Raw genomic sequence first — 13,428 nt, forward strand, 5'->3', positions numbered from 1 at the left:
TTTTTCTTTGATTTGGGCGAGGATACGCTTAGCCAGAGCGTATCATGGCGATGATCTCCCAGCCTTCCTGCCACCCGCACGAAATGGAGCACAGCGATAAGTTTGGCTAGTGCTGTCTTGGGGCGGGAGGCGAATTTTGGGGTGAGAACTGGTTTTGGGCGGACGATAAGAGCCCCTAGGAGTCTGTCCGACGAAAAGAATTAAAAGAGCACTCCATCGTGAAACTGAACGATGAGTGCTCTTTATGTGTAGCTTTGTAGCTTTTCCCTATTCAATCTGGTTTTTCCGTAGCCTACTCCCTCTCATCCAGCCACTCTTTGTTTACGGGCAGACCTCTCCCGTTTGTACAAAGTGGCTGGTTTGGGATACTTCGCCGCATGCAATTTGCGGATGTTGTGGCTTAGAGAGAGCAGTATGAACTCCCCAGATACTTTATCCTCGCCCCGCAAATGGAATTGACGAAATCCTTGAACCTCCTTCAACTGCCCCCATATCGGTTCAACGATCGCCTTACGCATTCGGTAAACGGCTGTTCCCTCATCACTTTGCACTTTCGTTCGCATTTCCTCTCGCAGGGGATCATGCTCGCTACGTGTGATGGAACGCTTCCCTGTTTTACTTTTTACACACTCGTCTCGAAAAGGACATTCGCTACAGACGCTGCATTCATAAACCCAAGTCGTTGGCTTATCTGCATCATTCGCATGCACGGTTCGTTTCCGTGTAAGCTCTTTGCCAGCAGGGCAGAGATAATAATCTAGCTCAGGTACATAAGTGAAGTTGGTCTTGTCGTAGGCATTATTCTTTTTTTTGTTTTCGCGATCGGCAGCAATGTAGGCATCCACTTCAGCCTCCAGCGCCGCTGCAATGTTGGACGCACTAAAATACCCTGCATCAGCACTCAGCTTCTGAGGCCTATCTCCTGTCATTGTTTTCATGGAATGAAGCACGTTTTCAAACTGCTGTTGATCGGTTGTTTGGTTACTCATTTGAAGTCCAACGATGAAGCCATGATCGCTGTCTACGGCAATTTGTGGATTGTAGCCTTGAATGACACCTTGGTTCCGCGTGCTCATGATGCGAGAGTCGGCATCGGTAAAATTAAATTGATCGCTCTGAGGAGATTCGGCCTGTTCCGCTGGCCGCTGTTCTTCCAAATTCTCCAGCGCAGATTTTATTTGCGCGATGCGGGCATAGCGTTCCTCCAACGATAGGGAAGGACTCGTCGGATGGGGTTCCTCCAACATTTCCTCGGTAGCAGAATACTCCAATGCTTGCCGGACTTCGTCTTCCAATTGAACGAGGCGTTTTTGCATACGCTCACGTGACATCGATTTATGTTTAGAGGCGCTTGCCTTTATTTTAGAACCGTCAATGCTCACATGCCCGAGCGAGATATAGCCCAGTTCCATAGCGATTTGTATGACTTGTTTGAATAAACCTGGAAGGGTATCCAGGTGGTTCTTCCGAAAGTCACTCAGCGTACGAAAATCTGGCAGGTATCCGCCACATAACCAGCGAAAAGGAATGCTTTCTTTCGTAGCTATTTGAAGTTTCCTAGACGTGAAGACGCCTGTCGCATACCCATAGAACCACAGTTTGAGCAGCATGGCAGGATGATAGGCTTCTTCTCCACGCTTGGAGTATTTGTTAGTAATGGCAGATAGGTCTAACTGCTCGACGATGTCGCTGACAAGTCTAACTTCATGATCATCTGTTACCCACTCGCTTAAATAGATAGGTAGAAGTTCACCTTGCTCTGTGGTATATGCTTTGAATTTAGCCATGCCTACGACACATCCTTTTACAGTCTTACTACTACTTATTCGGAATTGTTTGACTAATTCCTGTTTCGTCGGACAGACTCCTAGGAGCTCTTATTTCGCGCCGAAACCCCCTTTTCGCACAGATAGCAGCCCCTATAGGCTCTTATTCCTTTGAGATGCCACTATTTCGGGGGTTTTTCGGACGATAAGAGTCCCGAAGGGTTACTACTTAGGTCCCCTTATTCAAACCCCTAAAAATTGGTTAAGAATACTTAACGAATTTAATGGAGAAGAGGGATCAGGATGAAAATGAGCCTCGAAGAAATCAAACAAATTAGCCACAGTAGTCCAGATCAAATCGAGAAGGTCATTACGAAACTGCTAGAACGGATCACTGAACTGGAAAACAGAGTAGCCGAGTTGGAGCGCCAGCTAGGGCTTAACAGCAAGAATAGTAGCAAGCCGCCTTCAAGTGACGGGTTTCGTAAGCCCGCAAACTCCCGCATCGCTGGTGGCAAAAAGGGAGCACCCCTAGGTCATGAAGGACACACACTTAGTATGGTGGATGATCCGGATGCCATCCTCGACTTTTGCCTAACTACCTGCCCTGCGTGTCATGCTCCAATGGACCAGGAGAACTGTATAGGCTACGACCGGCGTCAGCAGATCGATCTGCCTGAACCACGCATCCAGACAACCGAGTTTCGCGCTCATACGAGCTGCTGCCCGCAGTGTAGCGGGGTTCATCAGGCTGCTTTTCCGTCGCATGTCAGCGCCTCTGTCCAATATGGAGCTGGTGTTACGGGCTGGATCGTGTATGTGAGTGCGTACCATATGATTCCACTGAAAAGGGTGAGCGAGATGTTTGCGGACCTGACCGGGCATTCGCTGAGCGAGGCTACGGTCATCGCCCATTTGAAGAAATCGCACAAGCAGCTAGGTCCCTATGAGGAACAAATTCGCCAAAACCTGCTGAATGCCGATGTTTTGCACGCTGATGAAACCGGCATTCACGTCGATGGCAAACAGCGATGGCTGCACACCCTCTCTAATGTGGACTGGACGTTCCAGGCGGTTCACGAAAACCGGGGCACCCTCGCTTTTGATGCCATCGGTCTGCTGCCGGCTTACTCGGGCATTCTAGTGCATGACTGCAACGGGCCGTATTTTAAAGAAAAATACACGTTCCAGCATGCCTTATGCAATGCGCACTTACTGCGGGAATGCCAAGGAATCGCCGATTATGATCATCACCAGTGGGCCGTGCAGATGAAACGCTTGCTACAAGTAGCCTGGCGTCTCACGCTAGCCGCCCGTAAAGTCTTGTGCTGCTTAGCTCCGAGTACGGTTAAATGGCTAGAGAATTGGTACGATGACATCCTGCAGCAGGGCGAGCTGGAATGGAATCAAGGGCGTACCAAAGCCAAAACCGGACCGCAAGGCAGGCAAAGCAAAAGTAAATCGGCCAATCTGGGTGAACGTTTCCGTCGTCACAAGGAACCGATTCTCCGGTTTATTCAAGATGTCCGTGTTCCTTTTGACAACAATGTCGCCGAACGAGACTTGCGGATGGCCAAGGTCAAAGCCAAAGTCTCCGGCTTATTCCGTACCTGGGACGGGGCTCATCAGTTCGCCCGCGCGCGCGGCTTCATTTCAACCCTTCGTAAACAAAATTTACCTGTACTCTCGACGCTTATTGTTACTTTTCGTGGGGAGTTTCGTTTTCCGCGTTTGGAAGAAGGTAAGTAGTAACCCCTAGGGACTCTTATTTCGCGCCGAACCCCCCTTTTCGCACAAATAGCAGCCCCCAAAGGCTCTTATTCCTTTGGGCAGCTGCTATTTCAAGGGTTCTGCTACACATAGCCCCTACATCTACTTGATGTCTTGCGATAAGCGGATCATATCCCGGCAGGGTATGCCGTTCTCGACGATATCCTCGGCGTAATGTCTGACGAAAAAATCCCGATCCACGCCCACGATCCGGAAGCCGCATTTCTGATACAAGGCTAGCTGTCCAACACTGGAATTGCCAGTGCCAACATCTACCGTCGCAAATCCTTGCAATTTGGCTTGTTCCAATGCGTGCAGAACCATCAACTTACCGATACCTTTGCCATGATGACGCTCGTCCACAGCAATATTCACCAATTCAACGGTCTCAGGTCTCGTAGGTAGGATAACATAAACAGCTATCACCATACTGTCCTTCTCGGCAACGAATATTTGCCCACGCTGTAGATAACCTTTGACGATATGCAACGATGGATCAGCTAATAGCAGCAGCTCCATTGGAGGTGATTCGTCGTGCAGCAATTGACGTATTTCCATAGTATTCTCCTTATAGACTAGATCGTCCGGGGGTTGACAGCCACGATTCGGCAGCCACACAACGCGCGCCCAGAATCATCCGTTATCCGATTGTAATTTTCCCCTCGGGATAACGGAAATGCTCTTTTTCAGGCACAGGCGTTAAGGTGTATGCCAATGAGACGGGTCCCAGACGTCCAACGAACATCAGGATTATGAGGAAGACTTTCCCGAATCCTGTTAACTGTGAAGTCAGACCCAGTGACATGCCCGCTGTTGCATAAGCGGAAGTCACTTCAAATAAGATCCCCAAGAAGGAAAACTCTTCAGTAGTTGATAGTATCATAGTTGAAAGGACAATCAGGATAAAGGAAAGCAGCGCGAACGTAATCGCTTTGTAAATCCGGTCCTTGGATATGCGGCGTCGGAAGAATACGATTTCCTCTTTGCCGCGTACCATCGCAAGCAAAGCTCCTAGGAGAATGACGAAAGTCGTCACTTTGATCCCTCCGCCGGAAGAGCCTGGCGCTGCCCCGATGAACATCATTATCACAATGAAAAACTGTGTTGCCTGCCGCATCGAAGCAATGTCTACCGTATTCACACCTGCTGAACGAGAGGATACTGATTGAAGCATCGCGCTCAGCACTTTTCCCATCGGCGATAGGGGCTGTAACGTATTCACATTCGTAAACTCGAATACCAGAATGACCACGGTGCCTATCAGAATCAAAGCTGCTGACGCAGTGAGAACAACTTTACTGTGCAGCGTCAACTTTTTATTCTTGGGATATGTTAACAAATCCGATATAACGATAAAGCCAATGCCACCTAGAATGATCAGCAGCATCGAGACAATATTAACAAAAGGGTCCTCGACATAGTGCATGAGGCTGCCCGGTCTTTGTGGCAAAGCCCCGAATAGATCAAAGCCAGCATTATTAAAAATAGAGATGCTGTGAAACACACCGAAGTAAAGCGCTTGGCCAATCGGCATCTCAAATGACCATCGCAAGGCAAGCAGCAAAGCTCCGGCAAGTTCGATATAGAGCGCATAAATCAACACCTTGCGGACAAGCCGAACGACGCCTTCCGTGGAATCATGATTCATTGCCTCTTGCAGAATCAATCGTTCCTGAAACGATATTCGCCGACGCAGCACGAGCGCAATAAGTGTGGACATGGTCATAAAACCCAGACCACCTATTTGGACTAGCAGAATTAATACGATTTCTCCAAAGGTTGATAGATGAGCTCCTGTGTTTATCATCGACAATCCTGTCACACAGGTAGCCGAAGTAGCCATAAATAAAGCGTCCAAGAAGGAGAGTCTGCCTTCTCCGGCATAAGAAATTGGCAGCCACAGCAGCTCAGCTCCAACGAAAATCATAAATAAGAATCCGAGTGTCAACACTTGCGGCGGACTCAGGCGAAATTTTTTCTTCGTATAAGTGGGCATCTCAATAACTCCGTACACATATGTTTTGCGACTATTGTATCACTTATTTACAATCCTGTTAAATGAATTGACACATAATACATAATAACCAAGATAAATGAACACATAGGCAAGTATGGCTATCACGATAGGAGTCAATAAAAAGCTGCTAATCATTTGAATAGTTATTAGTGCTTTTAAGATCATCAAACTATGCACGACACCCAAAATCAAAGGTAATAAGAACACGAAAAGGGTTTGTTTGGCAATAGCTCGATGGATTTCTTTCCGGCTGACACCAATTTTGCGTAGAATCTCGTAACGTCCTTTATCTGCGTGCGCATCTGTCAATTGTTTGAAATAAATCATGCTGCCTGTGGCGGCAAGAAACACCAATCCAAGAAAACCTAATATGAAAATATTCATTCCCGCTGATTCAATGCCTTGCCGATATTGGTAATAATAACTCGACATATGATTTTGATTTGTTTTCAGCTTCATCAGCGCATCCGAGGTTCTCTCTGTTGTTTGTTGATCCTTTACTTGATAGGCCTTGTAGGTCAACAATTCAAAACCCGCTCCTTGCTGCAGACGAGCAAATAAGCTGTCGCTTACAATAAAACACAAATCAGGAAACCCCCAAGGCAGTACTCTTCCCTCCACGATCTGCTTAATTGGAAGTTCCAGCTGAACCTCATGCAACATAAAGGAAATGCGATCATTGGCAATATCATTTTCCGAGAAAGTAGCATACATCGGCCTGATCAACAAAATCTCTTGATCCGATAGGGGATTCTGTTCTTCTCTATGCAAAGTCTTCGCAATCTCATTATATGTGCGGATAGAAAGCAGTTTGATAGGCACCGAATTCGCTGTGAATCCAGAAGGATGATAGTAGAACTTCGTCAAATCTGCCTTTATTCTAAGCGTAGAAATATCTAATTGGGCAGTCACAGGGTGAGCTTGATCAGATGCTATGAGCTCCTTCACTTGATTATCCAAGGTTTCCCCTTGGGAAGTATGCGTATAACTAAATGGAGCTTCTTGGTCGGCGACTTCGGAGAGCGTATAATAGGCACTTGAACCTACCGTTACAGCGCACAATGTGAACGCACTTAACAAAGCAATCATCGTAAACATGCGAGTATTCCCTTGGATCCGGAAAATCAACTGAGAGATGCTGATCATATTCATACCTTGATAGTAGCGAGACTTCACACGTTGCCCGAGCTTTAATAAATAAATAATGCCAAAACGGAACAGCAGATATGTCCCTCCAATGATACTGCCAAAAATGAGCAATAAATTTCTTCCCATCTGGGCGCCTGTGGTCATAGGTTGAAACACTAGCCAATAGCCAAAAACAAGTAAGATAATAGCCATGACAGCTGTTACAGATGATGGTTTTGGCACATGTTCTCCTTCTTGCTCGGCTTGAAACAACTGAACTAATCGAAAACGATAGATCAATCTGTAGCTATGGACTGATGTAAGCAGAATAATAACGGCAAATACGATGATCGTTTGGAGTATCGCATTCGTTGATAGGCGAAAGTTTATTTCAACTGCAGAATCCAGCAGCTTCAGGAACACCATGGCAAACAACTTGGATAACACTGTGCCAACTATGATTCCTATACTAACTGCTCCGACTCCCATTAACATATTTTCATAGAAAAGCATTTTGCCGATCGTTCGTTTTCGCACACCGAGCAATGCGTATAGGCCAATTTCTTTCTTGCGTTTTTTCGTAAAAAAGGAATTCGAGTACCAAATAAAGACCGCAGCAAAAAGGATTAAAAAGAGAGAAGCCTGTGTGAATACCTCCCTCATGCCCTCCCATTTCTGCACATTCACGGCAATTTCTTCACTGTAACGCAGAGTTACAAACGTGTAGTATATCACAACACTGAAAATCATCGAGATGAAGTAAATCAAATAGTTTTTGAGATTTCCAAGCACATTTCGTTTGGCGAGACTAAATAAGGTCACTTGCGCCACCTCCAAGCACAGATAGCACGTCCATCACCTTATTGAAATAATCCTTGCGTGTTGCAGCCCCCTTAACCAGCTCCGTAAACATTTGCCCATCTTTAATAAAAAGCACACGGGAACAATAACTGGCCGCAAACGCGTCATGTGTGACCATTAGAATTGTTGATTTATCCTGTGAGTTCAATTGCTGTAAACTTTCCAGCAGCTCTGTCGCTGATTTGGAATCAAGTGAACCCGTAGGTTCATCTGCCAAAACCAAGCTCGGGGATGAAACAATTGCTCGGCAGGCGGCTGTACGCTGTTTCTGTCCTCCAGAGATTTGATATGGATATTTGTCAATAATCCCGTGTATGCCGAATTTCCGGCTGATGACTTCTACTCTGCGTTCCAGTTCCTTGCTATTCATCCTCGCCAGCGCAAGTGGCAGCAAGATGTTTTCTTTGACCGTTAGTGTATCCAGCAAGTTGTAATCCTGAAAAATAAAGCCAAGCTTCTCACGGCGAAAGGCCGATAGCTGACTTTCATTCATTTTCACCAACTGCGTCCCATCAATGATAATCTCTCCGGAAGTCGGCTGATCAATCGTCGCTAATAAATTGAGCAATGTCGTTTTCCCAGAGCCTGATGGCCCCATAATACCTACGAACTCACCCTCTTCAACCGTGAGATTGATTTCCTGCAATGCGGTGTATACGTTGCCTTTTGACCCGTATACTTTCTTGACTTGCTTGGCTTCAACGATGATTTTCATTAGGGATTTCCTCCTCTATAGCAAACGGGTTGGATTCTTCTTCTCCCTAATCCTACTCGGTTTAGTTCTTTTCAAACATCGATGCAGCTTACATCTCTAGCAGCAATCTTACATTTTTGTCATGATTGTGCTAACATTTTGTGATGAACGTTTTCATTTCGTCTTAGCTGGGAGAACGCTATGAAAATTATGATCGTTGAAGATGATAAGACGATACGCGATATGGTCGCGGAAGCACTGGGCCGATGGGGATTCGAAATGATTATCATCGAGCAGTTCGATGCGGTGCTCTCCCATTTTATCAAGGAAAGTCCTCATCTCCTGCTCATGGACATCAACTTGCCCGCATTCGACGGATTTTATTGGTGCCAGCAAATAAGGGCCGTATCCAACGTGCCGATCCTGTTCTTATCTTCTCGGAATACGCCGATGGATATGGTGATGTCGATGAATATGGGGGGCGATGACTTCATTCAAAAGCCTTTCTATACGGATGTGCTGGTAGCCAAAATCAACGCGCTGTTGCGCAGAACTTATTCTTATATAGAAACAAGCTCCAGTGTCATGGAGCATAATGGCATTGTCCTCAATCTTAAAGATGGCGACATTGCTTGCGGAGATCGAAAAACGGAGCTTACCCGAAATGAATTCAAAATTTTAACCATTTTAATGAAAAATCCCGGAACGATCATCAGCCGCGATCATATGATGCGGGGTCTCTGGGAAGACGAAAGTTTCGTCGATGATAATACATTAACCGTGAACATCAATCGATTACGCAAAAAACTGACCGAGCTGGGCAAAGAAGATTACATCACAACTAAGAAAGGGCAAGGGTATCTCATCTTATGAATCTTGTCCATTATATAAAGGATAAGCGCTTTTTCTTCTTATTTTATATAATCATGATGCTCTTCATCTCCCTCATTATGCTCGCCAGTGTGAAATGGCAGGATGCGATCAACAATATTGTCTATGCCAATGTGGGTTCGTTCATTTTCGCAACCATCTATCTTCTTGTAGGTTACTATTACCGAAAATCTTTCTATAATGAACTGCATGATTTAGTTGGAATCCGGCAGGAGGAATGGCTGGTAGCAGCAATGCCCGAACCTCAAAATACGGAGCAAACGCTTTACCTAAAGCTGCTCGAGCATCTCTATGAAGAACAATCCAGAGGAACTCAACAACTGCACAGTGAAATCAGAGACCATCAAGATTTTATTCTGTCTTGGATACATGAAGTGAAAGTACCCATTGCAGCAAGCCGCCTTATGATGGAAAATCGCGCCAGCAAAACGGCCGACCAGCTCGTTGACAAACTCGAGGATGAACTGAGTAAAATCGATAATTATGTGGAACAAGCCCTCTATTATTCAAGAATTGATTCGTTCTCCAGAGACTACTTCATTACAGATGTCCCGCTTCAATCCATCGTGAAGGACAGTGTTAAGAAGTTCGCCAAACTCTTTATCACTAAAAAAATACGCCCGAATATAGAGGCTCTCACCCATGCCGTGAACACCGACAGCAAGTGGCTCTCTTATATTACGAACCAAATTGTTGCAAATGCCTTGACCTATACGAACACAGGAGGCACCATATCCTTCCAATCCGAGGAACTTGAATACGAGAAGAGACTGCTGATTCAAGACACAGGAGTGGGGATAAGCTCAGCAGATCTCGGTCGCGTTTTCGACAAGGGATTTACGGGTTCAATCGGCAGAACGCATCACAAATCGACAGGAATGGGCCTGTATTTAGCCAAACAAATGGCGCTAAAACTTGGTCACCATCTCACAATAACTTCAAGGGAAGGACATGGAACGACCGTGACCATCCATTTCCCAAAAGTGCGGAATTATGATGATTTGCGATAGTTATACTTAAATAGTATTATCTTATTTTCTAAAGGTTCTTTCATAGTCTTCAAAACGAATTTTTCTGATCCGTCCACGGTCTGAAGTACGAACAATGATTCCTTCGGACTTTCCAGATGCATCAATCCCGACTATTGTACTCTCAAATTTCTTTAAGAGCGAGAATGTATTTTCTAATGATATTGGAAATTCAGATCCTTTGACGGTATCTAACAGTGGAGCAAATTCTAATTCCATATTCTCGACAAATCTCTTCTTCTCAACTTCATCATAAAATGGTTGATTACCATGATCTCGCCACTCTGCAATCTTTTCGAGAGGTAGCTCCAAAAGCGTATCGAACTCATCCTGCTTTAAAGAAAACACATCAAATACTCGATATCCTTGAGTTTTACTTTCAGTATAGTTTTTGGCTGCTTTCGTCTTCCCTCCATAAGATTCCTGATAAATGACGGACAATGCCCAATCGTTTTCTAGAGAAATATCGTCGATTATTCTTTCAACTAATGGTTTAAGGAACTCTGCAATGTTACCGTATGGATTTCCAATTCTATCGCCTTTTGCATACAATAATTCTTCTCTGGAGCCAATAAGATAGTCAATTTCATTATGATTATTCTTAAATAGGATAATTCTTGAATTCTCACCATCTACTTTTTCATAAACAAATACATCATCTGAATCAGAAAATCCTTTTGAATCGGATAATCCATTCGTCAAGCGCCCCCTCTCACCTAATTCATGATATGTAAGGATGCTTGGATATTTCGTCAAAGAATTAATTTTCTTGAAATCCACTTATTTTCGTCTCCTCTTAAATTAGCTGAATCGTCAAGCCAAGGAATTAATATCTCAAAATGATAAGTAAATTTAATTCAATCAAAGACAAGAAGTAATAATTTTGTTACCAAATTCTCACTTTGTTGTATCGTGAGTCAATTATAGTCGGTATAGTGTAACTTCATAATCAGCAAACACTTCATCAATGATTTTATAAACTTCATTCCAATCTGCTCCGCCGCGATCACTACCAATCTTATATGGAAGAGCAACACTTAAACTATTATCAACTGCGAACGCCTTAAGGCTGATTAAGGCCATTTTTAAAGCTGTTTCATTAGTGTATTTTTCTCCACCATATCCATAATTCAATTGACCAAATAGATTAGCTACATATTTGTTTTCACCAATAACTACTGGTTGACACCTACCAAGTAAGGATTCACTTCTATGATTCTTAAATAGCTCCATATACTGTAAATATGCATTTGGGTATTTAGCTCTAATCACCTTTGCAACACCTGAAGCCATTTTCGCTCTGCAATTTACTTGATGAGCAATAATGTTCTCAGCTGCACTTAATAGATCTCCCTCAATCACCTGAATACTCATGTTTTCATCCCCCTGTTTCCAATGAAAGAATGCTTTCATTGACTTCCTAAAATTACTCTCACCTCCCGGCAACTATGTCTAGAATGATCTGTATGACATTATAAACCAGAAATCCTCCGAAAATAAGAACCGATAGCGCAGCCGAATTCCTGCGATGTTGTTGATACCACTTTGGCATTTGTTCCACCCGTTTAGGCGCTTGTATACCTTGAACCACATCATTATGATGGATGACATCATTGAAAGGAACCCTTTGTGACTGAGCATCATCTTGAGACTGCTGGGTTGAAGCGTGAATGGATGTATCGTCAAACGGATTGTAGGAAGGCTTTGTCATAGTGAACCTCCTTCAGTTAGGTCTCCATATTATAACATTTCAAGTAGGTTGTGGGCATCGACTTCTTCCTGCAATTTCGTTAATCTTCCTTGAAATGATAAAATGGAATTGAGGTGAATGCTATGGCTAACATTGAAACCATCACACTTGGGATGGGCTGTTTCTGGAGCCCAGATGCTTTATTTGGGCAGCTGCCCGGTGTTCTTCGAACCCGCGTCGGATATGCGGGAGGCACTTCCGCGAGTCCAACTTATCGAAATCTTGGCGATCACACGGAGACTGTCGAAATCGATTTTGATCCGCAGAAAATCAAATTAGATGGGATTGTAGATGTATTTTGGCAGCATCACAATCCCCTGAATATCAACGAGTACAAGGGCCGTCAATACCTTTCTTTAGCGTTGTTTCGGGACGAGAGCCAGCGGAACATCATTCTTGATGCAATGAAAAGACGCGAAGAACAAGGACTGGGAAGACCAGAAACCGAGGTCGCTCCGTTCCGCACATTTGATTTGGCAGAGGAGCGTCATCAGAAGTATTATCTGAAACGGTTTCCCGATGCGATCAGCAAGGTCAGTACCCTTTTCCCCACTGAGGAATCGTTGCTAAACTCAACCTTGGCAGCTCGTTTAAACGGACTAGCCAAAGGCTTCACTAATCTAGAAAGAGTCATAGTCGATATTCGGACTTGGCCGATCAGCTTGGAGGAACAGCAAGCACTCACTGGGTTAATTCGGCGAATTAAATGGTAAGGAGGGGTTTATTCGAATCCCTCTCCCCCTAAGCACGCTGGCTTTACCGCCCTAAGGGATGGTCCACCTAAAAAGCGACAAATCCCAGTTAAGGGAATCCTGTTAATGAAATCCCATTAATGAAACCCCATTAATGAAACCCCATTAGTGAAATCTGGTGAGGGAACTCTAGTCCGCTATTTAGGCAAATAACAGGGATGCGAGGGAGTTAGCGGAACTACAGTGTCTTATTTCCACAAAAAACGCTGAATTCCCCATCAAAACGGCAAAATAACGTACCGTAGTTCCCTCAACTTCGCTATAATGACACTTTTAATTAAAATAACGTACCGTAGTTCCCTCGACTTCGCTATAATGACACTTTCAGGTAAAATAACGCACTGTAGTTCCCTCAACTTCGCTATAATGACTTTTTCCGGTCATAGCGACTGTGGTTCCCTCGACTTCCCAATAATGATTCTTTTGGCTATATCTGCACCATGAGGCAAACCCAAGCCCCCATTAACGAACTCAATACCCTTTATTCGGCCAAAATCGCCCATTCTGAAAATCTAATGAACCCCAGATGCTCTATTTCAACTAAATGATCACCATTTCACCAATAAAGTGCACGATAACGCCAATCCAGTTCATTAAATCTCCAAAGTAGCCTTTTTCCGCTATATAAGCATCATACAGTTCATTAGATGTGCCACCCATGAGACCATAACCCCCGCAGCAAATTAGCCTGCGGTGGACGCCAATACAAAAAACCTAGCCCGCGGCTAGGTTCTGTAATCATATTAATGTGCTAATTGCTCCATTTCCTTC

At 44.5% G+C, this 13,428-nt stretch carries 12 protein-coding genes; 4 read left to right on the plus strand and 8 right to left on the minus strand.

Annotation, left to right across the window (positions count from 1 at the left end; all coding sequences use genetic code 11):
- Positions 1 to 302: 302 nt before the first annotated feature.
- Complete coding sequence (locus tag LOZ80_RS18645; protein ID WP_238166762.1) at positions 303 to 1,787, minus strand: IS1182 family transposase; 1,485 nt, start codon at positions 1,785 to 1,787, stop codon at positions 303 to 305.
- Between the two features lie 282 nt (positions 1,788 to 2,069).
- On the opposite strand from LOZ80_RS18645, the gene tnpC reads away from it, so the two are divergent.
- Positions 2,070 to 3,515: an IS66 family transposase gene (gene tnpC, locus LOZ80_RS18650; protein WP_238166678.1), complete on the plus strand. Its 1,446-nt coding sequence runs from the start codon at positions 2,070 to 2,072 to the stop codon at positions 3,513 to 3,515.
- Positions 3,516 to 3,638: 123 nt separating this feature from the next.
- Here the strand turns inward: tnpC and LOZ80_RS18655 are convergent, their stop codons facing one another.
- The 4 genes from LOZ80_RS18655 to LOZ80_RS18670 all read right to left on the minus strand — a co-directional run bounded on the left by LOZ80_RS18655 (position 3,639) and on the right by LOZ80_RS18670 (position 8,257).
- Entirely contained in the window at positions 3,639 to 4,094 is a 456-nt protein-coding gene (locus LOZ80_RS18655; RefSeq protein ID WP_238172723.1) for a GNAT family N-acetyltransferase, read from the minus strand.
- Between the two features lie 82 nt (positions 4,095 to 4,176).
- The gene (locus LOZ80_RS18660) at positions 4,177 to 5,532 is read right to left on the minus strand and encodes a TrkH family potassium uptake protein (protein WP_238172724.1); all 1,356 of its coding nucleotides are present in this window, start codon (positions 5,530 to 5,532) and stop codon (positions 4,177 to 4,179) included.
- 39 nt (positions 5,533 to 5,571) lie between these two features.
- Complete coding sequence (locus LOZ80_RS18665; protein ID WP_238172725.1) at positions 5,572 to 7,503, minus strand: ABC transporter permease; 1,932 nt, start codon at positions 7,501 to 7,503, stop codon at positions 5,572 to 5,574.
- Complete coding sequence (locus tag LOZ80_RS18670) at positions 7,490 to 8,257, minus strand: ABC transporter ATP-binding protein (protein WP_238172726.1); 768 nt, start codon at positions 8,255 to 8,257, stop codon at positions 7,490 to 7,492. Before LOZ80_RS18670 ends, LOZ80_RS18665 begins: the two co-directional genes overlap by 14 nt.
- 180 nt (positions 8,258 to 8,437) lie before the next feature.
- Here LOZ80_RS18670 and LOZ80_RS18675 point away from each other — a divergent pair, with 180 nt between their 5' ends.
- Both LOZ80_RS18675 and LOZ80_RS18680 read left to right on the plus strand, forming a co-directional pair.
- Positions 8,438 to 9,109 (plus strand): response regulator transcription factor, encoded by a 672-nt coding sequence (locus LOZ80_RS18675; protein WP_238172727.1) that lies wholly within the window; start codon positions 8,438 to 8,440, stop codon positions 9,107 to 9,109.
- Positions 9,106 to 10,137, plus strand: a complete 1,032-nt coding sequence (locus LOZ80_RS18680) for a sensor histidine kinase (RefSeq protein WP_238172728.1) — start codon at positions 9,106 to 9,108, stop codon at positions 10,135 to 10,137. Before LOZ80_RS18675 ends, LOZ80_RS18680 begins: the two co-directional genes overlap by 4 nt.
- 21 nt (positions 10,138 to 10,158) lie before the next feature.
- Here LOZ80_RS18680 and LOZ80_RS18685 read toward each other — a convergent pair whose 3' ends face one another.
- The 3 genes from LOZ80_RS18685 to LOZ80_RS18695 form a co-directional block, all read right to left on the minus strand.
- Positions 10,159 to 10,935 (minus strand): RNA ligase family protein, encoded by a 777-nt coding sequence (locus LOZ80_RS18685; RefSeq protein ID WP_238172729.1) that lies wholly within the window; start codon positions 10,933 to 10,935, stop codon positions 10,159 to 10,161.
- 141 nt (positions 10,936 to 11,076) lie between these two features.
- The gene (locus tag LOZ80_RS18690; protein ID WP_238172730.1) at positions 11,077 to 11,529 is read right to left on the minus strand and encodes a macro domain-containing protein; all 453 of its coding nucleotides are present in this window, start codon (positions 11,527 to 11,529) and stop codon (positions 11,077 to 11,079) included.
- 58 nt (positions 11,530 to 11,587) lie between these two features.
- Positions 11,588 to 11,866, minus strand: coding sequence for a hypothetical protein (locus tag LOZ80_RS18695; RefSeq protein ID WP_238172731.1), 279 nt, complete (start codon positions 11,864 to 11,866; stop codon positions 11,588 to 11,590).
- Positions 11,867 to 11,988: 122 nt separating this feature from the next.
- Here LOZ80_RS18695 and LOZ80_RS18700 point away from each other — a divergent pair, with 122 nt between their 5' ends.
- Complete coding sequence (locus LOZ80_RS18700) at positions 11,989 to 12,618, plus strand: peptide-methionine (S)-S-oxide reductase MsrA (protein ID WP_238172732.1); 630 nt, start codon at positions 11,989 to 11,991, stop codon at positions 12,616 to 12,618.
- Positions 12,619 to 13,428 lie beyond the last annotated feature (810 nt).

The organism is Paenibacillus sp. HWE-109, assembly GCF_022163125.1.
GTDB lineage: Bacteria > Bacillota > Bacilli > Paenibacillales > NBRC-103111 > Paenibacillus_E.

Coding starts and splice junctions, on each gene's coding strand:
- LOZ80_RS18645 (WP_238166762.1), bottom strand. CDS start 1,787: ATGGCTAAATTCAAAGCATATACCACAGAGCAAGGTGAACTTCTACCT.
- LOZ80_RS18660 (WP_238172724.1), bottom strand. CDS start 5,532: ATGCCCACTTATACGAAGAAAAAATTTCGCCTGAGTCCGCCGCAAGTG.
- LOZ80_RS18655 (WP_238172723.1), bottom strand. CDS start 4,094: ATGGAAATACGTCAATTGCTGCACGACGAATCACCTCCAATGGAGCTG.
- LOZ80_RS18680 (WP_238172728.1), top strand. CDS start 9,106: ATGAATCTTGTCCATTATATAAAGGATAAGCGCTTTTTCTTCTTATTT.
- LOZ80_RS18675 (WP_238172727.1), top strand. CDS start 8,438: ATGAAAATTATGATCGTTGAAGATGATAAGACGATACGCGATATGGTC.
- LOZ80_RS18695 (WP_238172731.1), bottom strand. CDS start 11,866: ATGACAAAGCCTTCCTACAATCCGTTTGACGATACATCCATTCACGCT.
- LOZ80_RS18700 (WP_238172732.1), top strand. CDS start 11,989: ATGGCTAACATTGAAACCATCACACTTGGGATGGGCTGTTTCTGGAGC.
- LOZ80_RS18690 (WP_238172730.1), bottom strand. CDS start 11,529: ATGAGTATTCAGGTGATTGAGGGAGATCTATTAAGTGCAGCTGAGAAC.
- LOZ80_RS18670 (WP_238172726.1), bottom strand. CDS start 8,257: ATGAAAATCATCGTTGAAGCCAAGCAAGTCAAGAAAGTATACGGGTCA.
- tnpC (WP_238166678.1), top strand. CDS start 2,070: ATGAAAATGAGCCTCGAAGAAATCAAACAAATTAGCCACAGTAGTCCA.